This is a genomic window from Pseudomonas sp. S07E 245 (assembly GCF_019599025.1).
Lineage (GTDB): Bacteria > Pseudomonadota > Gammaproteobacteria > Pseudomonadales > Pseudomonadaceae > Aquipseudomonas > Aquipseudomonas shirazensis.
This window is the reverse complement of sequence record NZ_CP080625.1, coordinates 570176-592716: the sequence shown is the minus strand read 5'-3', so window position 1 is coordinate 592716 and position 22541 is coordinate 570176. Positions and strand designations below refer to the sequence as shown.

At 62.2% G+C, this 22541-nt stretch carries 25 protein-coding genes; all 25 read right to left on the bottom strand.

Going from position 1 to position 22541, the window contains the following annotated elements; translation table 11 throughout:
* Positions 1–53: 53 nt before the first annotated feature.
* The 25 genes from flhB to K3F44_RS02650 all read right to left on the bottom strand — a co-directional run bounded on the left by flhB (position 54) and on the right by K3F44_RS02650 (position 22515).
* Positions 54–1196 carry a flagellar biosynthesis protein FlhB gene (gene flhB / locus K3F44_RS02770; protein WP_220633293.1) on the bottom strand — a complete coding sequence of 381 codons (1143 nt, stop codon included), beginning with the start codon at positions 1194–1196 and terminating at the stop codon, positions 54–56.
* A 2-nt stretch (positions 1197–1198) separates the two neighbouring features.
* Positions 1199–1975 carry a flagellar biosynthetic protein FliR gene (fliR, locus tag K3F44_RS02765; protein ID WP_101317871.1) on the bottom strand — a complete coding sequence of 259 codons (777 nt, stop codon included), beginning with the start codon at positions 1973–1975 and terminating at the stop codon, positions 1199–1201.
* 6 nt (positions 1976–1981) lie between these two features.
* On the bottom strand, positions 1982–2251 hold the full coding sequence (gene fliQ / locus K3F44_RS02760; protein WP_101317868.1) for a flagellar biosynthesis protein FliQ: 270 nt from the start codon (positions 2249–2251) through the stop codon (positions 1982–1984).
* Between the two features lie 21 nt (positions 2252–2272).
* Positions 2273–3028, bottom strand: coding sequence for a flagellar type III secretion system pore protein FliP (gene fliP, locus K3F44_RS02755; RefSeq protein WP_178080752.1), 756 nt, complete (start codon positions 3026–3028; stop codon positions 2273–2275).
* Entirely contained in the window at positions 3028–3483 is a 456-nt protein-coding gene (gene fliO, locus K3F44_RS02750) for a flagellar biosynthetic protein FliO (protein WP_101317866.1), read from the bottom strand. The genes fliP and fliO overlap by 1 nt, the downstream gene beginning before the upstream one ends.
* Entirely contained in the window at positions 3484–3942 is a 459-nt protein-coding gene (gene fliN / locus K3F44_RS02745; RefSeq protein WP_101317864.1) for a flagellar motor switch protein FliN, read from the bottom strand.
* A 46-nt stretch (positions 3943–3988) separates the two neighbouring features.
* Positions 3989–4957, bottom strand: a complete 969-nt coding sequence (gene fliM / locus K3F44_RS02740) for a flagellar motor switch protein FliM (RefSeq protein WP_101317862.1) — start codon at positions 4955–4957, stop codon at positions 3989–3991.
* 9 nt (positions 4958–4966) lie between these two features.
* Entirely contained in the window at positions 4967–5464 is a 498-nt protein-coding gene (gene fliL / locus K3F44_RS02735; RefSeq protein WP_101317860.1) for a flagellar basal body-associated protein FliL, read from the bottom strand.
* 161 nt (positions 5465–5625) lie between these two features.
* Positions 5626–6927, bottom strand: a complete 1302-nt coding sequence (locus tag K3F44_RS02730) for a flagellar hook-length control protein FliK (RefSeq protein WP_220633292.1) — start codon at positions 6925–6927, stop codon at positions 5626–5628.
* Between the two features lie 70 nt (positions 6928–6997).
* Positions 6998–7345, bottom strand: a complete 348-nt coding sequence (locus K3F44_RS02725; RefSeq protein ID WP_101317857.1) for an Hpt domain-containing protein — start codon at positions 7343–7345, stop codon at positions 6998–7000.
* Between the two features lie 41 nt (positions 7346–7386).
* A complete protein-coding gene (locus tag K3F44_RS02720; protein WP_220633291.1) occupies positions 7387–9078 on the bottom strand; it encodes a fused response regulator/phosphatase in 1692 nt (563 codons plus the stop codon).
* 8 nt (positions 9079–9086) lie between these two features.
* Complete coding sequence (locus tag K3F44_RS02715) at positions 9087–9392, bottom strand: STAS domain-containing protein (RefSeq protein WP_101317852.1); 306 nt, start codon at positions 9390–9392, stop codon at positions 9087–9089.
* A gap of 99 nt (positions 9393–9491) precedes the next feature.
* On the bottom strand, positions 9492–9944 hold the full coding sequence (fliJ, locus tag K3F44_RS02710; RefSeq protein ID WP_220633290.1) for a flagellar export protein FliJ: 453 nt from the start codon (positions 9942–9944) through the stop codon (positions 9492–9494).
* A 3-nt stretch (positions 9945–9947) separates the two neighbouring features.
* Positions 9948–11309: a flagellar protein export ATPase FliI gene (gene fliI / locus K3F44_RS02705; protein WP_101317848.1), complete on the bottom strand. Its 1362-nt coding sequence runs from the start codon at positions 11307–11309 to the stop codon at positions 9948–9950.
* Positions 11299–12060: a flagellar assembly protein FliH gene (fliH, locus tag K3F44_RS02700; RefSeq protein ID WP_220633289.1), complete on the bottom strand. Its 762-nt coding sequence runs from the start codon at positions 12058–12060 to the stop codon at positions 11299–11301. Before fliH ends, fliI begins: the two co-directional genes overlap by 11 nt.
* Positions 12061–12187: 127 nt before the next feature.
* Positions 12188–13207, bottom strand: a complete 1020-nt coding sequence (gene fliG, locus K3F44_RS02695; protein ID WP_101317844.1) for a flagellar motor switch protein FliG — start codon at positions 13205–13207, stop codon at positions 12188–12190.
* Entirely contained in the window at positions 13200–14978 is a 1779-nt protein-coding gene (gene fliF / locus K3F44_RS02690; RefSeq protein ID WP_103436650.1) for a flagellar basal-body MS-ring/collar protein FliF, read from the bottom strand. The genes fliG and fliF overlap by 8 nt, the downstream gene beginning before the upstream one ends.
* 14 nt (positions 14979–14992) lie before the next feature.
* Positions 14993–15325 (bottom strand): flagellar hook-basal body complex protein FliE, encoded by a 333-nt coding sequence (fliE, locus tag K3F44_RS02685; protein WP_101317840.1) that lies wholly within the window; start codon positions 15323–15325, stop codon positions 14993–14995.
* Positions 15326–15432: 107 nt separating this feature from the next.
* A complete protein-coding gene (locus K3F44_RS02680; protein WP_220633288.1) occupies positions 15433–16815 on the bottom strand; it encodes a sigma-54 dependent transcriptional regulator in 1383 nt (460 codons plus the stop codon).
* Positions 16815–18032, bottom strand: coding sequence for a PAS domain-containing sensor histidine kinase (locus K3F44_RS02675; RefSeq protein ID WP_150569772.1), 1218 nt, complete (start codon positions 18030–18032; stop codon positions 16815–16817). The genes K3F44_RS02680 and K3F44_RS02675 overlap by 1 nt, the downstream gene beginning before the upstream one ends.
* A gap of 140 nt (positions 18033–18172) precedes the next feature.
* Complete coding sequence (fleQ, locus tag K3F44_RS02670; RefSeq protein WP_103436646.1) at positions 18173–19648, bottom strand: transcriptional regulator FleQ; 1476 nt, start codon at positions 19646–19648, stop codon at positions 18173–18175.
* Between the two features lie 167 nt (positions 19649–19815).
* Complete coding sequence (locus tag K3F44_RS02665) at positions 19816–20112, bottom strand: flagellar protein FliT (protein WP_150573123.1); 297 nt, start codon at positions 20110–20112, stop codon at positions 19816–19818.
* Between the two features lie 15 nt (positions 20113–20127).
* The gene (gene fliS / locus K3F44_RS02660; RefSeq protein ID WP_101317829.1) at positions 20128–20523 is read right to left on the bottom strand and encodes a flagellar export chaperone FliS; all 396 of its coding nucleotides are present in this window, start codon (positions 20521–20523) and stop codon (positions 20128–20130) included.
* 139 nt (positions 20524–20662) lie between these two features.
* Complete coding sequence (fliD, locus tag K3F44_RS02655) at positions 20663–22063, bottom strand: flagellar filament capping protein FliD (protein ID WP_220633287.1); 1401 nt, start codon at positions 22061–22063, stop codon at positions 20663–20665.
* A gap of 80 nt (positions 22064–22143) precedes the next feature.
* Positions 22144–22515 (bottom strand): flagellar protein FlaG, encoded by a 372-nt coding sequence (locus K3F44_RS02650; RefSeq protein WP_181107587.1) that lies wholly within the window; start codon positions 22513–22515, stop codon positions 22144–22146.
* Positions 22516–22541: the final 26 nt, after the last annotated feature.

Sequence of the window (22541 nt, the reverse complement as noted above, 5' to 3'; positions counted from 1 at the left end):
GCCTGCGCTGCCTTTGCAAGAAGCTGTCCAACTTTGCCAACGGATGCCTGCGATCAGCTGTCGCGGCGCAGATCGTCCGGAATCGGCAGGTCCTTGTTCAGCGGATCAGGGCGCTTGCCCTTGCCGGCGCGGTGCTGGCGGACCTGGAAGACGAACGCCAGCACCTGGGCTACCGCCAGGTACAGGCCGGCAGGGATTTCCTGCTCGATCTCGGTGGAGTAGTAGATCGCCCGCGCCAGCTCAGGCGACTCGAGAATCTGCACGTTGTGCGCAGCGCCGATCTCGCGGATCTTGAGGGCGATGAAGTCGCTGCCTTTGGCCAGCAGCAACGGCGCGGCACCGCCCGTCTCCGGGTCGTATTGCAGGGCTACGGCATAGTGGGTCGGGTTGGTGATGATCACGTCGGCGTCAGGGATTGCCGCCATCATGCGCCGCTGCGAGACCTCGCGCTGCAATTGCCGGATGCGCTGCTTGACCTCGGGCTTACCGTCGGAGTCCTTGTGCTCGTCGCGCACTTCCTGCTTGGTCATCTTGAGCTTTTTCTGCGTTTGCCAGAGCTGGAACGGCACGTCCGCCGCAGCGATCAGCAGCAGCCCCGCCGACACCCACACCGCACTCCAGCCGACCACTACCGCGCTGTGAATGATCGCTTGCTCCAGCGACTCGTTGGCAATGGACAACAGCGCTATACGGTCATTGAGCAGCACCAGCCAGCCCACAAACAGGATCAATACGAACTTGGCCATCGCTTTGAGCAGCTCGGTCAGCGCGTTCAGCGAGAACATCCGCTTGATCCCGGCCAGAGGATTCATCCGGCTGAATTTGGGTTGCAGCAGGCTGCCGGAGAAGATGAAGCCACCCAGAATGATCGGCGCCACAAAGGCAATAACGAACAGCATGATCAACAATGGCTGCGCCGCCCACAGCGCCTTCTGGCCTGATGCCAGCAGAAAAAGACCCATCGAGCGCTCGTCGATCAGGACCTCGCGCGACACCGAGAAGTTGATCCGCATCAGGTCCATCAGGGTGTCTGCCAGATGGCCGCCGAACACCAGCAGGCCGCCGGCGCCGGCGAGGGTCACCGCCACAGTATTTAGCTCTTTGGAACGGGCGATCTCACCTTTCTTGCGCGAGTCACGCTTGCGCTTGTCGGTGGGGTCTTCCGTCTTGTCCTGGCCGCTCTCGCTTTCTGCCATGCTCAGCGCGCCCGTGCCAGATCACGCAGCCACTGCAGCGCTTCGCTGGCCAGTGCCTGGTAATGCGAGAGGATGTCAGCCAGGCCGACCCAGAACAGGCCAAGGCCGAGCACCAGGGTCAGCGGAAAACCGATCGAAAAGATGTTCAACTGCGGCGCCGCACGGGTCATTACGCCAAACGATACGTTGACCACCAGCAGTGCGGTGACCACCGGCAGAATCAACAGCACCCCAGCGCCAAATACCCAACTCAGGCGCCCGGCTATTTCCCAGAAGTGCTGGACCACCAAGGCATTGCCGACCGGCAAGGTGGTAAAGCTTTCGCTGAGCACCTCGAACACCACCAGGTGGCCGTTCATCAGCAGAAACAGGATGCTCACCAGCATGGTCATGAACTGGCTGACCACCGCCACGTTGACGCCGTTGACCGGGTCAACCATCGAGGCGAATGCCATACCCATCTGGATCGCGACAATTTGCCCGGCGATGACAAACGCCTGGAATAGCATCTGCAACGAGAAACCGAACAGCGCGCCCACCAGGATCTGCTCACCGCACAGCATCAGCCCGCGCAGGCTCAGCGGGTCGAACTCCGGCATTGGCGGCAGCCCCGGCACGATGGCCACGGTAATCGCCAGCGCGGCATACAGGCGCACCCGCGCAGGCAGCATCTTGGTGCCGAAAATGGGCATGGTCATCAGCACCGCAGTCACGCGGAACAAGGGCAGCATGAAAGTCGCTACCCAAGTGCCGATCTGCGCGTCGGTAAGCTCCAGCATCGCCGGCTAACCGATCAACTGCGGGATGCTGGTGTACAGACCAAGCATGTATTCCATGAACTTGGTCACCAGCCAAGGCCCGACCACGATCAGCGTCACCAGCATCACCAGCAGACGCGGCAGAAAGCTCAGGGTCTGTTCGTTGATCTGGGTCGCAGCCTGGAACATCGCTACCACCAGGCCGACCAGCAGGCTCGGCACTACCAGCACGGCGACCATCAGGGCGGTCAGCCAGAGCGCATCACGGAACAGGTCAACGGCAACTTCAGGGGTCATGCCACGCTCTCCTTGACGGTGTCAGAGGCCACCGAAACTACCGGCCAGGGTGCCCATGATCAGTGCCCAGCCATCGACCAGCACAAACAGCATGATCTTGAACGGCAGCGAGATGATCAGCGGCGACAGCATCATCATACCCATCGCCATCAGCACGCTGGCGACCACCATGTCGATGATCAGAAACGGGATGAAGATCATGAAACCGATCTGGAACGCGGTCTTCAGCTCCGAGGTGACGAACGCCGGTACCAGAATGGTCAGCGGTGCCTGCTCGGGGCTGGCAATGTCGGTGCGCTTGGACAAGCGCACGAACATGTCCAGGTCGCTCTGCCGGGTCTGCGCCAACATGAAGTCCTTGAGCGGCCCCTGGGCCTTGTCGATGGCCTGCTGAGCCGTCATCTGCTCGCTCAGGTACGGCTGCAGGGCATCCTTGTTCACCTTGTCGAACACCGGCGCCATGATGAACAGGGTCAGGAACAAGGCCATGCCGGTGAGCACCTGGTTGGATGGCGTCTGCTGCAGGCCAAGGGCCTGGCGCAGGATCGAAAAGACGATGATGATGCGGGTGAAGCTGGTCATGAGGATGACGAACGCTGGAATGAAACTCAGCGCAGTCATGATCATCAGGATCTGCAGGCTGACCGAATACTCCTGCTGGCCGTCGGCGCCACTGGACAAGGTAATGGCGGGGATCGACAGCGGGTCGGCGGCCAGGGCCAGCGGCGCGGCCAGCAGCAGCGCCAGGGTCAACAGCATGCGCACGGCGCCGATCATCACTTGGTGTCCTTCTGATCCTTGCCCATCAGCTCCAACAGCCGCTGGGCGAACTCTGGAGTCGCCGGGCGGGCACTGGCAGGCACCTCGACCGGCTCGGCCAGCACATGCAAAGCCTTGATGCTGCCCGGGCTGTGCCCGAGCAGGATCTGTTCCTTGCCGACCTGCACCAGCAACAGCCGGTCACGCGGGCCGATGGTGCGGCTGCCGATGATCTCGATCACCTGGCCACCGCGCGGCGCGGCGCCCTGCATGCGCCGCAGCAGCCAGGCCAGCGCGAAGATCAGGCCGACCACCAGCAACAAGCCAAAGACCATCTGCGCCAGTTGCCCGCCCAGACCACCTGGCGGCGTCGCAGCGGTAACCGGGGCAGCAGCAGGCGCTTGCGAGGCAACCACCACTTCGCTGACCAGCAGCGTGGCGACAGCGGCCACAGCGCGTATCACCGGCTTCACTCAGCGCAGCTTCTTGATGCGTTCGCTAGGGCTGATCACGTCGGTCAGGCGGATGCCGAACTTCTCGTTGACCACAACCACTTCGCCATGGGCGATCAGGGTGCCGTTGACCAGCACATCCAACGGCTCACCGGCGAGGCGGTCGAGCTCGATCACCGAACCCTGGTTGAGCTGCAGCAGGTTGCGGATGTTGATGTCGGTGCTGCCGACTTCCATCGAAATGCTCACCGGAATGTCGAGGATTACATCCAGGTTCGGCCCTTCGAGGCTGACGTTTTCATTGGGCTTGGGCGAGCTGGCGAACTCTTCCATCGGCAGGCGCCCGGCGCCGCCACTGTCGGCGGCCAGCAGTGCATCGATGTCGGACTGGCCGGCATCACCGGTTTCTTCCAGCGCGGCAGCCCATTCATCGGCCAGGGCCTGGTCCTCGGCAGAGGTGATTTCGTTTTCGTTAGCCATAGTGTCCTCGACAAGCATTCAATTCGGGGTTGCGACCGGCACGCCGTCAGCGGCGCTCGATCGGATCGATGATCTGCAGGGCCAGATTGCCCTTGTGCGAGCCCAGCCGCGCCTTGAACGACGGCACGCCATTGGCGCGCAGTACAAGGTGCTCGGGCAGCTCAACCGGGATCACATCGCCCGGCTGCATGTGCAGGATGTCGCGCAGTTTCAGCTGGCGGCGGGCAACCGTGGCGGTGACCGGCACACTGACATCGAGCACGTCCTCGCGCAGGGCCTTGACCCAGCGCTCGTCCTGATCGTCGAGGTCGGACTGGAAGCCCGCGTCGAGCATCTCGCGCACCGGCTCGATCATCGAATAGGGCATGGTCACGTGCAGGTCGCCGCCGCCGCCATCGAGCTCGATGTGGAAGGTCGACACCACTACCGCTTCACTGGGACCAACGATGTTGGCCATGGCCGGGTTGACCTCGGAGTTTATGTACTCGAAGTTGACCGGCATGATCGCCTGCCAGGCTTCCTTGAGGTCAACGAAGCACTGATCCAGAACCATGCGCACCACGCGCAGCTCGGTCGGGGTGAACTCGCGCCCCTCGATCTTGGCGTGACGCCCGTCACCGCCAAAGAAGTTGTCGACCAGCTTGAACACCAGCTTGGCGTCGAGAATGAACAACGAGGTGCCGCGCAACGGCTTGATCTTGACCAGGTTGAGGCTGGTGGGCACGTACAGCGAATGGATGTACTCGCCGAACTTCATCACCTGCACACCACCGACCGCCACATCGGCGGAGCGGCGCAGCAGGTTGAACATGCTGATCCGGGTGTAGCGGGCAAAACGCTCGTTGATCATTTCCAGGGTCGGCATGCGCCCGCGCACGATCCGATCCTGACTGGTCAGGTCGTAGCTCTTGATGCTGCCGGGGTCGGCAGCACTTTCGGTCTGTACCAGGCCATCGTCGACGCCATGCAGCAGCGCGTCGATCTCATCCTGGGACAGCAGGTCCTGTACGGCCATTACGGACTCCTACTGCAACACGAAGTTGGTGAACAGCAACTGGTCGATGACCGGTTTGCCGACTTCTTTCTGCGCCACTTCCTGGACCACCGCAGTGGCCTTCTGGCGCAGCATCTCCTGGCCCACCGAACTGCTGGCCAGGGTGTCGAAGCCTTGCCCCGAGAACATCATCACCAGGTTGTTGCGGATCACCGGCATGTGCACCTTGAGTGCGTCGATGTCAGCCTGGTTACGGCCTTGCAGGGTGATGCTCACCTGCATATAGCGCTGGCGGCCATTCTGGTTGAAATTGACCACAAAGGCCGGCGCCAGCGGCTCGTAGATCGCAGCCGGCTTGACGTTGGCCAGGGCCGGGTCGGTGGCTGGCGCCGCTTCGCCCTTGTGCATGATGAACCAGGTAGCGCCCACCGACAGGCCAACCGCCAGCAGCAGTGCCACTACCATCAGCAGGATCAACTTGAGTTTGCCTTTTGCGGCGGGGTCTTTCACTGCTTCGCTCTTCGCCATGCCAATAATCCGTCGTCCATCAGGGGTTCGTAGGTGGATGACGTGGCTTGAGCAAGTGTTATGCCAGATATTGCAACGTAGACAAAACGCCGGGCCCGCCCGTCGTCACCCAACAGAGTGACGGCAGACTGGCCCGGCGTCCTGGATCAGCAAATGCTGGGTCAGGCGTAGTAATCGACTGCGCTGTCGCCGATCACTACTTGCTGCTCGGCCGCGCGTGAAGCCTCGCTCAGCTCACCTTGTTCACCTTGCTCAGCCGCAGCGGCGGCGCCGCGCCGTGCCGCCACACCGGACAGCTGCGATGCCTCTTGCTGCGCCTGCTGTTGCTGACCGCGGGACTGATCGGCAACATTGACGTCAGGCTGGGCCAGGCCCTGCTGCGCGAACAACTCACGCAAACGGTGCAGCTGGCTGTCGAGGCTGTCACGCACACCGGCGTGACCACTGACAAAGGTAATCTGCGCGGCCTGGTCGGTGGCAATATTGACGCGGATGTCCAACCGACCCAGTTCGGCCGGCTCAAGCTGGATATCCGCCGACTTGAGGTTCTGGCTCGACAGGTACATGACCCGGTTGACCAGGCCTTCGGTCCAGGCGCCCTGGTTCATTGCCAACGGCTGTTGCAGCGGGCTGGGGTTGACCGGCACGGCGTTGGCGGTCTTGGCGGTGGCGGCCTGGGTCAGCGTGGCCAGGCGGTCAGCGAAGTTGTCGACGCGGGTATCACTGCTGGCGCTCTTGATGTCTTTCAGGCCGTCCTCGATCAGGCTGCCGAAAGCTTTGTGGCCTGACTCGGACTTGCCGCCTTCGTGCTCGCCTTTCTCGACCACGTTCGCCAAGGTATTGACGGCAGCCTGGTTGCCGTCTGCGGGTGCCTTGCCAGTTTCTGACTGATTGGCCGCATGCGCCGAGGTCGTGCCTTTGGCCTGAGCACTGTGCTCAAGTGCAAAGCGCAGGCTTGGCAGGCCTGCCAAGGCGTCAGCTTCGGGGTCGAACGCAGCCTCGGCCGGCTCGCCGGTTTGCGGCGCTGCAGTGGCCGGCACACCCGCCTGCAAGACGGGAGCAATCGCCTGCGCCTGAGCCTGGATCAGTTGGGCACCGGCTGGGGCGTCGGTGACCTGGCCGGCAACCAGGCTGGCATCCACAGAAGCCTTGTTATCGCCGTCAGTGCTGGCGTCGGCCTGCTGCGCCGGGTCGCTGCCTGGCAAGTTATTGCCGTCAGCGGCAACCTCAGGCTTGTCGGCGGTCTGGGCCTTGCCGGCCGAGGCGGCGTCGGGCTTGTCCTTCGGTTTGGCCGGGGCCACCTTGTCGTCACGTTGGCCGACACTGTCGCGGGCCTGCTTTGCCATCACTTGATCAAAGCCTTTATCCTGCGCAACAGCGGCCGCAGGCGGCTTGTCGGCGCCCATCCGGGTCTGCTTGGCGGGAGCGCTGGCTTGGATCAGTGGATTGGGTACGACAGGCATCGAGGGTCTCCGCGCCGGCTTGCGGCAAAATCGTCTGCACAGAGACAGGCAAAACTCGCGCCAGTTTTGCTCAACTGCCGGAGACACGCTCACATTCGAGTAGGTAGAAGCACTTCACCTGGCGGTATTCGGAGTCGATACGGTTGACCAGGTCTTCAACGCCATAGGCCGGCGACTGCTTGACCCGCTCTTCGAGCTGCTGGCAAAGGGCGGCCAAACCGACCGCACCCATGTTGCTGCTGCTGCCCTTGAAGCTGTGCGCGGCCATGCCCAACTCACTGGCATTTCTCGCGCCATGCAATTGGCTCAGGCGCCGCTCGGAGTCTTCCAGAAAAATCTCCAGCAGTTGCTGATAGCCACCCTCCATGATGTCCTGCAAGTCACGCAGGACCCGCTCATCGATGTGCACGTCCATCATCTGTTCACTCCCTGTTGAGGCGGCTGGGCCTGGCAGCGTGCTCACCAGAGCACCTCTACCTTGGCGCATCGACCGCCCTCGATCCATTGTGCATCCTGACTCAGGCGCCGCACCAGATGTATTCCGCGCCCACTGAAGGCATCCTGGCGTGGCAGCCGTGCCAGCACCTGCTCGACATCGAAGCCGACGCCGCTGTCACGGATTTCGATGATCAGACGCCCTCCTCGCTCCCAGGGTTCAACCTTGAGATCTATCCGAATGTAACCATCGACCTGCTGCGCAAGTCGCTCACCGCGCAACCGGTAAAACTCTGAAAACCCTGCCGCATCGCCCTTTAGCGCTGAATCAAGGCCGAGCACGCCATGTTCCAGGGCATTGGTATAGAGCTCGGCAAAGACGCTGTGCAACTGTCCGGCAAGCGGTCGCAGGCCATGGATTTCCTGCAGCAGCTGCAGCAGTTGCGGAACTGGATTGACCCACCGCAACGTCTCGCCGCGCAGCTCGAAGCCTAGCGACCAATCGAGCGGGCTGCTGCGCCCCCTGTCGGCATGGCCGGCGTTGGCGGGTAAATCCGCGGCTGGCTCGAGCATGCGGATATCACACAGGCTGACATCATCCCGAGCGCGCCCGCCAAACGCCTGCAAGGCTTGCAGCAGCTCCTCGAACAACAGTGCGGGGGTGCGGTTCAGGGCGATTACCTGCTGCAGGCGCTCGACCCCAAACAGTTGCCCGCCGGCGTTGCTGGTCTCGATTACACCATCGGACAGCAGCAACAGCCGCTCACCCGGCGCCAGTGGCATCACCTGGGTACGCTCATCGAAACGTTCCGGGGCCAGTACACCCAGCGGTAGCTGGGTAGACGGCAAGGTCGCCAGTAATTCGCCGCTGGCCGCCAGATGATAGCCATCGGGCATCCCGCCACCCCAGAACTCCACTATGCCGCGCTGGTAGCTGATGTTCAGCAGCAACGCACAGCAAAACATGTCTACCGGCAGGATGCGCTTGAGCTTGGCGTTCATTTCGCGCAGCGTCTGCGCCAGACCATAGCCCTTGCCGGTCATGCCATAAAACGCCTCTGCCAGCGGCATGGCGCCGACCGCTGCGGGCAGGCCATGCCCGGTAAAGTCACCCAGCAGCACATGCATGTCACCCGAGGGCGTGTAGGCCGCCAGCAGCAGGTCGCCATTGAACAGCGCAAAAGGCGACTGCAAATAGCGGATATTCGGCGCCTGCAGGCAGCCGGTATGGGCGACCTTGTCGAATACCGCCTTGGCCACGCGCTGCTCGTTGAGCAGATGCTGGTGGTGCCGGGCTATTTCATCGCGCTGCTCGAGGACCTTGGCCTGCAACCTGTGCAGGCGCTCCATGGCGCCGATCTTCGCCGCCAGAATCACCGCACTGTAGGGTTTGGCGATGAAGTCGTCGCCACCGGCTTCAAGGCAGCGCACCAGCGCCTGTTCCTCGCTCAATGACGTGAGAAAGATGATCGGCACCAAGGTCTCGCCGGCCAGCGCCTTGATCTGCCGCGCGGCCTCGAAGCCATCCATGATCGGCATCAAGGCGTCGAGCAGCACCAGTTGCGGCCGGTGCTGGCGAAACAGCGCCACCGCCTCGGCGCCGTTTTCGGCGGTCAACACCTGATGACCCTGGCGGCGTACGATCTGCGCCAGCAACAGACGATCGGCAGCGCCATCCTCGGCAATCAGCACCTGCAAAGTGGCTTCAGCCGGCATGAGCGCGGTCAACTGATGTCGAACAGTTTTTCGAAGTTGGAGATCGCCAGGATCTTGCGCACATCGGCTGTGGCGTGCACCACGCGCACGTCGGAGTCGTCACCGCCAACATGGTCGCGCAACAGCAACAGCATGCCCAGCGCAGAACTGTCCAGGTAGGTTGCCTCACTCAAATCGACCACGACCTGCTCGGGCCGGCCGTTCTGCCGCTCGTAAGCATCGCGAAACGCCTGATGCTTGGCGAAATCGAAACGGCCCTTGATCGCAATCGTCAGCTTCTTGCCGTCGGGGGAAAGCGTAGGTTCCACTGCCATGCTAGCGATTCCTTCGATGATGGCGGATGCAGCTTCAGAAGGTTTAGAAGACGCGCCGACAAGTTGCAAGCGGCAGCGCCAACAAACTCGACCAATGCCCTAGTAAGCGCTGGATCGCGGCAGGCGCTGGGACAGCTCGTCCAGCAGCTTTTGCTCGCGCTTGTCTTCGAGCCGGCGCGCCTCATCCATGTAGCGCTGTACCAGCTTGCGCAAGCCCTCAACCCGGGCGTAAGCCTGCTGCCAGGTGGCACGGGCATTGTTGAGGTTGCTCTGGTGCCAGGCCAGGCTCTGCCGCTGCTGGGTCATGGCCGTTTCCAGCTGGGCCAGAAAGCGCTGATAGTTGAGCAGCCAGCTGCCGTTGACGCCCTGCCCACCACGGTTGATCCACTGCAGCTGGTAGTCTTCGCGAAAGCGCTCGAGTTCGGCCAGCTTGGCCTGGGCCTGGGCTACCTGCTGCTGGAAGTGACCAAGGCGCTGGACCGCCTTGCGCTCAGCCTCTTCGGCAATGTTCACCACCGGCGCCAGGCGCGCGGCACGGCTGGGCATGCTCATGGCTTAGCCACCGCCTGTGGGCGTGGCAAACACGCCGGCCAACTGCTCACGGCTCTGCGTGCCGCTGACGTTTTCGTCCAGGCCCTGACGCAGGAAGCCGACAAGGCGTGCCTGCAAGGCAATCGCCAGGTCGGTCTCGGGATCGCCGCCCGCCACGTAAGCGCCCACGCTGATCAAGTCGCGGCTCTGCGACAGGCGCGACCACAACTGCTTGAATTTCTGCGCTTGGCGCAAGTGATCGGCGTCTACTACCTGCGGCATGACCCGGCTAATCGAGGCTTCGATGTCGATCGCAGGGTAATGACCTTCTTCGGCCAACCGCCGCGACAGCACAAAGTGACCGTCGAGCACACCCCGCGCCGCATCGGCGATCGGGTCTTGCTGGTCATCACCTTCGGACAGCACGGTATAGAACGCTGTGATCGAGCCCCCGCCGGCCTCGCCGTTACCGGCGCGCTCGACCAGCTTGGGCAGCTTGGCGAATACCGACGGTGGGTAACCGCGGGTCGCTGGCGGCTCACCGATGGCCAGGGCGATTTCGCGCTGGGCCTGGGCAAACCGGGTCAGCGAGTCCATCAGCAACAGGACATTCTTGCCCTTGTCGCGAAAGTATTCCGCGATGCGCGTGCAGTACATCGCAGCGCGCAGGCGCATCAGCGGCGCATCGTCGGCCGGCGAGGCGACTACGACCGAACGCTTCAGGCCTTCTTCACCAAGGATATGTTCGATGAACTCCTTGACCTCCCGCCCCCGCTCGCCGATCAGGCCGACCACGATGATTTCGGCTTCGGTGAAGCGCGTCATCATGCCCAGCAACACCGACTTACCGACGCCGGTACCAGCGAACAGACCCAGGCGCTGGCCGCGGCCGACGGTAAGCAGACCGTTGATGCTGCGGATGCCGACATCCAGTGGTTGGCTGATCGGGTCACGGTTCAGCGGGTTGATGATCGGCCCGTCGATCGGCACCCAATCTTCGGCCTTCATCCCTCCTTTGCCATCCAGCGCCCGGCCAGCGCCATCGAGCACCCGGCCAAGCATGCTCATGCCCATCGGCAGGCGCCCGCTGTCATCCAGCGGCACCACCCGCGCGCCCGGCGCGATCCCGGCAATGCTGCCAACCGGCATGAGGAACACCTTGGTCCCGGCAAAGCCCATCACCTCGGCCTCGACCTGCACCGGGTGGTAGCTGTCGTCGTTGATCACCAGGCAGCGACTGCCGACTGCGCCGCGCAGGCCTTCGGCCTCAAGCGTCAGGCCGACCATGCGCAACAGGCGACCCTCGACCACCGGCTGCTCAGGCAGGCTGATCGCCTCGGCGTAGCCGCCCAGGCGCTTGCCGAAGCTGGTGCGGTCAAGGCGCATCGGTGCTGCCCAGGTCCAGGCTGATATCGGCAGGCGCCGGATGCAGGGCCTGATCGTGCAACTGGTCGAACAGCTGCGCTACGGCCTTCTCGATGCGGGTTTCCATGCTGGCGTCGATGCGGCTGTGGGCGGTTTCGATACGGCACCCGCCGGGCAACAACGATTCGTCTTCAAGGATTTTCCAACTCTCTTCGTGGCGTTCGCGCAGGGCCTTGGCCAGTTCGAAGTCCTGCGGATTGAGGTGGATGCGGATATTGTCGGCGCCCATCGGCAGCAGCTTCAGCGCGCTGCGCAGCACCTGGGTGATCTGGCTCGAATCAGTGCGTAGCTCACGGCCGATGACCTGCCGCGTCATGTGCGCCACCAGGTGCACCAGCGAGCGCTCGATCTGGGTGTCCTGCTCGGCAATCGGCTCGAGCAGATGCGCCAGCAACTGCTCAAGCTCACCCAGCTTGGCGGCGAGGGCTTCTTCGGCTTCCTGGCGGACCTTGAGCTGGGTGCTGTGAAAACCCTCGCGCTCACCGGTGGCAAAGCCTTCGTTGTAGGCCTCCTGGCGAATCGCTTCGAGCTCTTCGAGGGTCAGCGGCTGGACCTCGTCGAGGGGCACCTCTTCGATTTCCGGCTCGATGACTTCAGGCTCAGGCTCCGGTGCTGGCGCAGGCGCCGGGTCGAAGCTGGGCAGCGCCCAGACATCGACGCCTTCAAGGTCGCGGGCACGGATCAGGTCGCTGGGGTGTTCGGTGGTGGACATGCTGTGGGGCTCTCAAAAACCATGTTCGGCCAACGTACGCCCTGCTCGCGCGCGCGTCGGTGGAAAAATCCAGCGTGCCAGCGCTGGCGCCTGAGGTCGAACCTTCCAGCGCCAGCCTGAACAAGGCTTAGATCATTTCTTCGGCGCCCTTGCCGCCCAGCACGATCTCGCCGGCATCAGCCATACGCCGCGCGATGGTGAGGATTTCCTTCTGCGCGGTCTCGACGTCGCTGACCCGCACCGGGCCCTTGGCTTCGAGGTCGTCACGCAGCAGCTCGGAAGCACGTTTGGACATGTTCTTGAAGATCTTGTCCTTGACCCGCTCGTCGGCGCCCTTGAGCGACACCACCAGTACGTCCGAGGCCACTTCGCGCAACAGCGCCTGAATGCCACGGTCGTCGACGTCGGCGAGGTTGTTGAAGACGAACATCAAGTCTTCGATCTGTTCGGACAGGTCGCCATCGATCTCGCGGATCGAATCCATCAGCTGACCTTCGACCGAACTGTCGAGGAAGTTCATGATATCGGCAGCCCGCTTGATACCACCCAGCGTGGTCCGCGCGGCATTGGAGTTGCCGGAGAACTGCTTCTCGAGGATCTGGTTGAGTTCCTTGAGCGCCGCTGGCTGTACCGTGTTCAACGACGATACGCGCAGGATGATGTCCAGGCGCACCTTGTGGTCGAAGTTACCCAGCACCTCACCGGCCTGGTCAGGGTCCAGGTAGGCCACCACGATGGCCTGGATCTGCGGGTGCTCGAAGCGGATCACGTCAGCCACGGCGCGTGGCTCCATCCACTTCAGGCTGTCCAGGCCGCTGGTGTTGCCACCGAGCAGAATGCGGTCGATCAGGCCGTTGGCCTTGTCCTCGCCAAGGGCTTGGTTGAGCATCTTGCGGATGTATCCGTCGGAGCCGACGCCAAGGCTGGTCTGCTCGCCGACGATTTCGACGAACTCGCTCATCACCTGCTGGACCTGGTCGCGGTGGATATTGCCCACCTGCGCCATGGCCACACCGACTCGCTGCACTTCCTTGGGGCCCATATGGCGCAGGACCTGCGCGGCATCGGTTTCGCCCAGCGACAGCAGCAGGATCGCGGCCTTGTCGGTGCGGCTCAGTTTGGCGGTAACGGCTCGGTTATCACTCATCGGCGTTGATCCACTCTTTCACGACCTGGGCGACACGGCCCGGGTCTTCGGCCACCAGGCCTTTGATTGCGTTCAACTGCGCCTCATATCCCTCACTCGGGCTTGGCAACAGAATGCTTTGCGGGCCACCCAGGCTGACACGGTCGTTGGCCAGATCGCCATCCAGACCAATCATCCCACCCAGCTCCATGTCGCCGTCGGCAGCAGACTGCTTGCCACCGCCGGTGATGTTGTTGAGCACCGGACGCAATACGCCGAACACCAACACCAGAATGAACAGTACACCCATCATCTGCTTCATGATGTCCCAGAACCAGGGCTGCGAGTAGAACGGGATATCGGCGATTTCCAGGCTGCGATCAGCGGCGAACGGTACGTTGATCACGGTCACGCTGTCGCCACGGCTCGCATCGAAGCCCACCGCGTCCTGGACCAGGCGGGTGAAGCGCGCCAGATCTTCGGCGCCCCACGGTGCGCGGGTGGTTTCGCCAGTCGCAGCATCGAGCTTGGCCTGATCATCCACTACCACTGCCACCGACAGGCGGCTGAGGCGGCCCTGTTGCTGACGGGTATGGCTGATCGAGCGGTCCAGCTCGAAGTTCTTGGTCGACTGCTTGCGCTTGTCGGCCGGGTACGGTGCGAGCATAGGCTGGCCGGTGGCCGGGTCCATGATCTGCGCGCCATTGGCATCCAGCAATGGCTGGCCAGGCTGAATGGCACCCGCTGGGGTTGCCGCGGCGGTGGCGTTTTGCGGTGCGGCAGCGGCAGCTGGCGGCTGGTTGCTCAGAGCACCCGGCACGCCTTGCGGCCCCTGGCTGCTGGTGCGCTGCTCGTCGACCGACTGTTCGCTGCGCAGGGCTGGCTGATCAGGGTTGAACTGCTCGGAGGTCGACTCGACTGCACTGAAGTCGACATCGGCCGACACTTCAGCCTTGTAGCGGTCATTACCCAGCACTGGCTGCAGGATGTTGTGCACACGCTGGGTGAGCATGCCTTCCATGCGTCGGCTGTAATCGAACTGCTTGCCGGCCATGGTCAGCGAAGAGTCCTGCAGTTGATCGGAGAGCAGGTTGCCTTTCTGGTCGACCACGGTGACCTGAGTCTTGTCCAGCTCCGGCACGCTGGTCGCCACCAGATTGACGATCGCCATCACCTGGCCCGGCTCCAGCGCACGGCCCGGATACAGTTCAACCAGTACCGACGCACTTGGCTTGCGCTCGTCGCGCACGAATACCGAGCTTTTCGGGATCGCCAGATGGACGCGGGCGGCCTTGACGTTGTTCAGGCTCGACACGGTGCGCGCCAGCTCGCCTTCCAGGCTGCGCCGGTAGCGGGTCGCCTCCATGAACTGGCTGGTGCCCAGACCCTGCTCTTTGTCGAGCATCTCGAAGCCGACGTTGCCGTCGCTGGGCGCCACGCCAGCGGCTGCCAGTTTCAGGCGCGCACGGGAGAGGTCGTCGGCCTTGACCAGCAGAGCGCCGGAGTTGGGCTCCACGTTGTAGGGGATGTCGGCAGCGCCAAGCACTTCCATGACCTGCTTGGTGTCCATGCCGGCCAGGCTGCCATACAGCGGCCGGTAGTCCGGCTGCTGCGACCAGAGCACCACGGCAAAGCCGATAGCCACACTGGCAGCCAGCCCGACCAACAGGCCGACCTGACGCAGGGCGGGCATCCGCGAGATGTTTTCCAGGAACGACATGCCGAACAGCGGCGGCTTGGCCACTGGCGGCCCGCTCTTGGCGGGGGCGTTATCGACGACTGCTTCGGCCATGAGTCAATTAGTCCTCAAACCGGCATCTGCATGATGTCCTGGTACGCCTGAACCAGCTTGTTGCGCACCTGGGTCAACGCCTGGAATGACACCGAGGCTTTTTGTGAAGCAACCATCACGTCGGTCAGGTCTACGCCGCTCTTGCCAATTTCGAAAGCGTTGGCGAGCTGGCTCGAGGCCTGCTGGGTTTCATGGACCTTGCCAATGGCCTGGCCGAGCATGTCGGCAAAACTGCTCTGCCCTGGCGCCAGCTCAGGCGCAGCTGCCACTTTGGGCAGGGACATGGCATCGGCCTGCATGGACCGCATGTCCAACATCAGACGATTGAATTCAACACCTTGGCTCATGAACTTCTCTCTCCGGCGGCCGCATTTTTTTGACACTCATGCAGCGGATAGGCTGGTGCTAGCAAGAGCGATGCCAGCCATCCTGTAAGCGGGTTAATTAAGGTGAATCAGCCGAACAGGCTGGCCTCGACATCAAGGCCGGCATCGCGCATCTGCGCCAGCTTGTAGCGCAGGGTACGTGGACTGATGCCCAGTCGATCGGCCGCTTCCTTGCGCCGCCCGCGCTCGGCGCGCAGGGTGTCGATGATCATCTGGAATTCGTGCCGGCGCAGGTCATCGCCCAACACCCCGGAATCAGCAGGCGAATCGCTAGTGACTGCCTGTGCAGGCGCGACCAGCGCTGCCGGTGCAGACAAGGCAATTACCCCACCCAGACAAAAATCCGCCGCCTCGATCAAGCCGCCCTGCTGCAGAATCAGCGCCCGTTGCAGGGCATTGTCGAGTTCGCGCACGTTGCCCGGCCACGGATGGTTCTGCAGGCAGTGGCGCGCCTCGGCAGACAACCGGACCGGCGCGTGCTTCATCTTCGCCACATGGCGCGCCAGCAGGCGCTCGGCCAGCGGCAGAATATCGCCGCTGCGCTCGCGCAGCGGGCACCAGGCCAAGGGGAACACCGACAATCGATAGAACAGGTCTTCGCGGAAGCGCCCCGCCGCTACTTCAGCGCCCAGGTCGCGGTTGGTGGTAGCCAGCACGCGAATATCCAGCGCGATCGGCTTGCGTCCACCCACCCGCTCCACTTCGCGCTCCTGCAACACCCGCAGCAGCTTGGCCTGCAAGCCCAGCGGCATTTCGGAAATCTCGTCAAGGAGCAAGGTACCGCCATCGGCCTGCTCGAATTTGCCTGGCTGAGCGGCAATGGCGCCGGTGAAGGCCCCCTTCTCGTGGCCGAACAAGGTTGCCTCGAGCATGTTGTCCGGGATTGCTGCGCAGTTGATCGCCACAAACGGCTGCGCCGCTCGCGAGGACTGGCGATGGATGTACTGCGCCAAGACCTCCTTGCCGGTACCCGATTCGCCGGAAATCAACACCGTCGAATCACTCTGGGCGACTCGCGCAGCCAGCTCCAGCAAGCGCCGGCTGGCCGGCTCGCATGCCACCGGGCCGTCTTCATCGGCTCCGCCGACGCGACCGCCAGCATGACGCGCCACCAGACTTAACAGCGCCTGCGGCTCGAACGGCTTGACCAGGTAATCCACCGCGCCTTGGCGCATGGCCTGGACTGCACGCTCAACCGCAGCATGGGCGGTCATCAGCAGCACCGGCAATTGCGGATGGCTGCTGCGCAATTGCAGCAGCAACTGATGGCCGTCCATGCCCGGCATGTTGACGTCACTCACCACCAGACTGAACGGTTCACCGGCCACAGCTGCCAACGCCTCTTCGGCACTGCCCACCGCCCGGTAGGCAAAGCCGCCGATCTCGAGGGTATCGCCAAGCGCTTCACGCAGCACCCGGTCATCCTCGACCAGCAGCACCTTGATACCCATCAGCGCGCCTCCCCAGGCAACTCGCCCAGCAGCGGCAGGATCACCTGCACGCAGGTGCCCCGACCTAGTCGCGAGCGCATGCGGACTTCGCCCTGATGTGCGCGCACCACCGCCTGAACCACGGCCAGACCGAGCCCGGTACCGGTAGTCTTGGTGGTCAGAAATGGCTCACCGAGGCGCGCCAGCAGCGCCGGCGCGATGCCGCAGCCAGCATCACTGACGCACAGGTGCAGCGCATGCCCACGGCGGAACAAATGAATTTTTACCCGCGCCGGCAGCGTGCTTGCCTGCAGGGCGTTTTCCAGCAAATTGAGCAGTGCCCCGACCAGGGTGTCGCGATTGCACAGCAACTCACCCAGGTGGGTGTCGCACTGCCAACGCACTGCATGGCCCTGCACATGCACCTGCGCGGCTTGTTGCAACGCCTGGAACAAACCCTTCGGACTGAGCCGATCAGCCAGCGGCAACTCACCGCGGGCGAACACCAGCATGTCGCGCACTTGATGCTCAAGCTCGTGCAGGCGCTCCTTGAGGTTTCCAGCAAAGCGCTGACGGGTTTCGCTGGGCAACTGTTGCTGCGGATCCGCCAGGTGGCTGGCATAGAGCATGGCCGCCGACAGCGGCGTGCGGATCTGATGCGCCAGCGAGGCAACCATGCGCCCGAGCGAGGACAAGCGCTCATGCCGGGCGAGTTGATCCTGCAGGCGACGGGTTTCGGTCAGGTCGGTCAACAGGACCAACTGGCCAGGCTCGGCATCCAGCGAGCGGGTGGCGATAGACACACGGCGGCCATCGCGCAGGGACACTTCATGGCCGTCGTCCTTGCGTGGGGCGAAACTGCGGGCAATGATCTGGCGCCACAATTCGCCGAGCAATGGCTCGCCCAGCAACTCGCAGGCTGCAGGATTCGCCTCGCGCACCCTGCCGTGCTCATCGATCACGACCACCCCGCCTGGCAACAGGTCGAGCAGGTTCTGCAGGCGATTGGCCAGGCGTTCCTTTTCGTCCAGTTCAGCCATGCGCTGCGCACTGACTACAGCCAGCTCGCCCTTGAGCTCGCGCACCCGCGCCTCGAGCATGCCGTAGGATTGATTCAGTTGGCTGGAAACCTGATTGAACAACGCGAATGCGTGTTCAAGGCCCTGTCGGCTTTCCTGCTCGACCGGGATGCGACCCTGCGGATCAGCGGCTCGGGAAATCGGGGCGGCGTGGGGCATCGTGCTCTCTCGCGTGGCTGACCGTCATAAAAACGGTGTGTTGCCTGCGATATAGCAATAGCCGTGCCGGAGATAGGGTTAACAGGGTGGAGGGCTTATCAGGGCTGCACTGCAGCCCTATGCAAGGGAAACGGCAGGCGTCAATCCTCTGCCTGTTCCTCGCCGTCACGACGGCTCATGCCGTATTTGCGCATTTTCTCCACCAGCGTCGTACGGCGAATCCGCAAGCGCTCGGCGGCCCGCGCAACGATACCATTGGCGTCGTCCAGCGCCTGCTGGATCAAGCCTTGCTCGAGGCTACCGAGGTAGTCCTTGAGGTCGAGGCCTTCGGGCGGCAGCATCGCGTGATTGGAGAAATTCGGCGTATGGCCGTTGATCGCAACGCGCTCTTCCAGGTCGCTGCGCATGCTGTCGACCAACTGCTCGTCTTCATCGTCGACGTAGCGGAATTTCTTCGGCAGCTCGGACACCCCGATCACACCGTAGGGATGCATGATCGCCATGCGCTCGACCAGGTTGGCCAGCTCGCGGACGTTGCCAGGCCAGCCATGCCGGCACAGCGACATGATCGAGGCCGAATTGAACCGAATCGACCCACGCTTCTCGTGCTCCATACGCGAGATCAGCTCGTTCATCAGCAGCGGGATGTCTTCAACTCGCTCGCGCAGCGGCGCCATCTCGATCGGGAACACGTTCAGGCGATAGTACAAGTCTTCGCGGAAGGTGCCCTCTTCGATCATGACCTCAAGGTTCTTGTGCGTGGCGGCAATGATGCGCACATCGATGCTCTGGGTCTTGTTGCTACCGACACGCTCGAAGGTACGTTCCTGCAGCACGCGCAGCAGCTTGACCTGCATCGGCAGCGGCATGTCGCCGATCTCGTCGAGGAACAGCGTGCCGCCGTTGGCCAGCTCGAAGCGCCCAGCGCGACTGGTGATCGCACCGGTGAACGCGCCCTTTTCGTGACCAAACAGTTCGCTTTCGAGCAACTCGGCCGGGATCGCCCCACAGTTGACCGGCACGAACGGTGCTTCACGGCGCTTGGAATGATAGTGCAGGTTACGCGCAACCACTTCCTTGCCAGTGCCCGACTCGCCGAGGATAAGCACGCTGGCGTCGGTGTCGGCCACCTGCTGCATCATCTGCCGCACGTGCTGAATGGCGCGACTGGTGCCGACCAGGCTGCGGAACAGGTTCGGTTCGCGCTGACGGCCACGCTCGCGGGCATGGTCGTACATTTCGCGATATACCTGGGCGCGGTGCAGGGAGTCGAGCAGCTGGCTGTAGCTGGCAGGCATTTCCAGGTTGGACAACACCCGACGGCGCAGGTCCTCAGGGAACTCTGCAGCAGAAACATCGCCAAGCAGCAACATCGGAAGGAACTCATCCCAGCCTGCCACTGTCTTAAGCAGCCCTTGCACACTGGAAGGCGCATTGACCGCACCGATCAGTACGCACAGCACCTCACGACTGGAGGCCAGCGACTCTACCGCTTGCTGCCAGTCCTGGCTTGAGCAAGACAGGTTGTCTTCGCCGAGAAAGTTCAGAACCACTGCCAGATCGCGGCGGCGGGCGCTGTCGTCATCGATCAGGAGAATCTTGGTTTCACGCCACATGCAATAGCAACTTCCCTAGTCATATCGGCGCCCTGAGGGCGTGCTCGACATCATTCCGACTGAATGGTCAGTGTTCGGACGTCTGAAATTCGAATACAGCCACTAGTAAAGTCAAAAAAAAACGCACAGTCAAATTTATGGCGCTCAGTTTTTGTATCTCATCAGTGTCAGCTGAACAGATGGTATACCTTGGCGGCATTTTTCGCCTGACGGATTTGCGTCATCTCGTCGACTAAAGTTTGACGTTCCCCACTTGCAACTTCAATCAGATGCCGATAGACCTCGAGTAGCTGCTCAAGGCTGGCACGTACCTGGCTTTCATTGTGCGATGCTTCGGACAACACGTCATCGACGCACAGGCGGCACTCGAGGTCGAGCTCGCTCACTGCATCCCAGTCGCGGCCGGCGAGCGCTGCCAGCAGCGCCTCACGGGTCTGTTCGATACGCTCGATCACCATGCTCATGCCACGCTCCTTGGATCAGCCTTCCGGCTGTTGGTCGGCGATCGCATCCCAGCCTTCCTTGACCGTGATCAGCAGGCGGGCGACTTCGTCGATGATCGCCGGGTCGGTCTTGACGTTGGCCTCGACCAGGCGCCGGCTCATGTAGGTGTACAGACTGTCCAGCTCGGCAAGGCTGTCGCCGTGGTTTTCCAGATCAAGACCCTCACGCAGACCGCCGATGATATCGATCGCCTTGCCCAGCAGGATGCCCTTTTGGGCAATGTCATTGCGCGCAATCGCGCCCTTGGCCTGGGCAAGGCGGTCAAGACCACCCTGCATGAGCATCTGCACCAGGCGATGCGGGCTGGCCTCTGAGGTCTGCGCCGCGCCGTTCACTTTCTGGTACTGCCGAAGGGCCAACATCGGGTTCATGGATCTGCCTCGTTCCAGCAAAAAAGGTTGCGTATACCCTGTATATCGCCGCTGCGTCAAAAAACTTTAGCGGCAAATAAAAAAGCCCGGCGCGTCGAAGGGACGCAGCCGGGCTTTTGGGAGACTCAGCGTTGCCGGATCAGGACTTCTTGGCCTGGGCGTTGATAGCGTCGAAGATCGAAGTGATCTGTTCGGCCTGGGCTTTCATCTTGCCCAACGCGGTGTCCAGTGCAACGTATTTCTTGGTCAGCGCTTCGGTCAGCGACTCGGTGCGACGATCAAGCGCCGCCTGCTGGTCGGTCAGACTCTTGGCCGTCTTGTCCAGGCTGGTCTTGCGTGCAGCCAGACTGCCATCTGTAGCGTTATACGGATCAATCGCCTTGTTCATCCGCTCGAAGATACCGCCTGTGCCAGTGAACAGTTCCTGCACTTCAGCGCCAAGCTTCTTGTCGCTCATCGCTGCGGTGAATTTGCTGGCACTGAACTCCAGGGTGCCGTCTTTCTGGGTATTGATACCCAACTGGCTCAACGTTGTCAGGCGGTCCCCTGCACCTACCTCTGCCAACACGCCGCGCACATCGGAGAGCAGCGAGCGAGTGGTCGGGTCGTTCGTCAGCGAACCAAGCACCAGATTGCCATCGGCGTCAGTACTGGTGCTGGTCAGCGCGGTGATGGCTCTTTGCATGGTATTGTAGGCATCGACAAAAGCCTGCACCGAGGTCTTCAGGCCGTCATTGTTGGCGGCAACAGTCACCTTGGTCGCCACACCCACGGCACTCTTGCCAGTCAGCTCCAACGACAAGCCACTGATGGCGTCAGTGACCGTGTTCGAGGCGCTGCTGACTTCCAGGCCATCGATGGTCAGCAGCGCATCCTTGGCAACGTCATCGATGTAGCCAGCGCCTTCGCTGGCCATCGACTTGGTCCCGTCGATCTCAAGCTCAGGGATACCCGAGACCTTGAGATCATTACCCGCGCCAGTGGTAGTAGAGCCCAGCACTAGGCGGGCACCATCCTTCCCGGTGATGATGTTGGCAGAGATGCCGCTGGCGCTCAGTTCTTTGTTGATCTGGTCGCGCACCGTTTGCAGAGTGGCATCATCGCCAATGGTGACCTTGTAGGTCTTGCCATTCTGCTCGATCACCATCTCACCGGCCGTTACCGACTTGCTTGCACCTTCGGCGTAGGCTGCGCTGGCAACTTTCGAGCCCGTGGCAAGGTTCTTCACCTCGATGCTGTAACTGCCTGCAACTGCGGTATTGCCAGCCGTCGCCTTGACAATACTGTCGCTCGCCGACGTCGCTGCATAGGCATTGAAGGACGGCGCAGACTTGTCGTTGAGCTTGCCCATGGCAGTGGTAAACGCAGTGAGAGCGCTGCGCAGCGCGCCAACCCCGGATATATACGCAGCGTTGTTACTGGTCTGCCGGGAGATCTGCGCCTGCTTGGCGGCAGTATCGGACTGGACCAGCACCTTGACGATATCGGTAATATTAAGACCGGACCCAAGGCCAAGACTGGAAGCTATCGGGCTTGCCATGCTGTTTTCCCTCTCATTGATAGGCCAGGCGCCATTCCTGCGCTCCCGGCCTTCACCGCATCATTATAGTTCGCCGCCGGTCAAACCTTGGCGTCGAACAGAAGACTGTTGACATCACTCAGACTGTTTGCAATTCGCAAAGCCTCTTCCGAGGGCAATTGACGAATCAGCTCACCGGTTTCGCTGGCGATGACTTTGACAACGACCTTGCCGGATTCTTCATCCGTGGAGAATTCCAAGTTGCGTCTACCGTTGCTCAGAAATTTTTCGATCTCGGCAACAGCACTTCGTACTTGTTCAGCATCGATCTCCGCTGAAGGTTTGTTACCGTCACTGAGACGCTTGCCTTCCTCAGGGCGGGATACCGCTACATCACTAACCGGCTTTTCGGCGACCTGCTCGGTCGGACGCGCGGCCGGGTAGGATAGATTCAGCTTGACGCTCATGTCCATTTCTACCACCTCGCAACGAAAAAGCG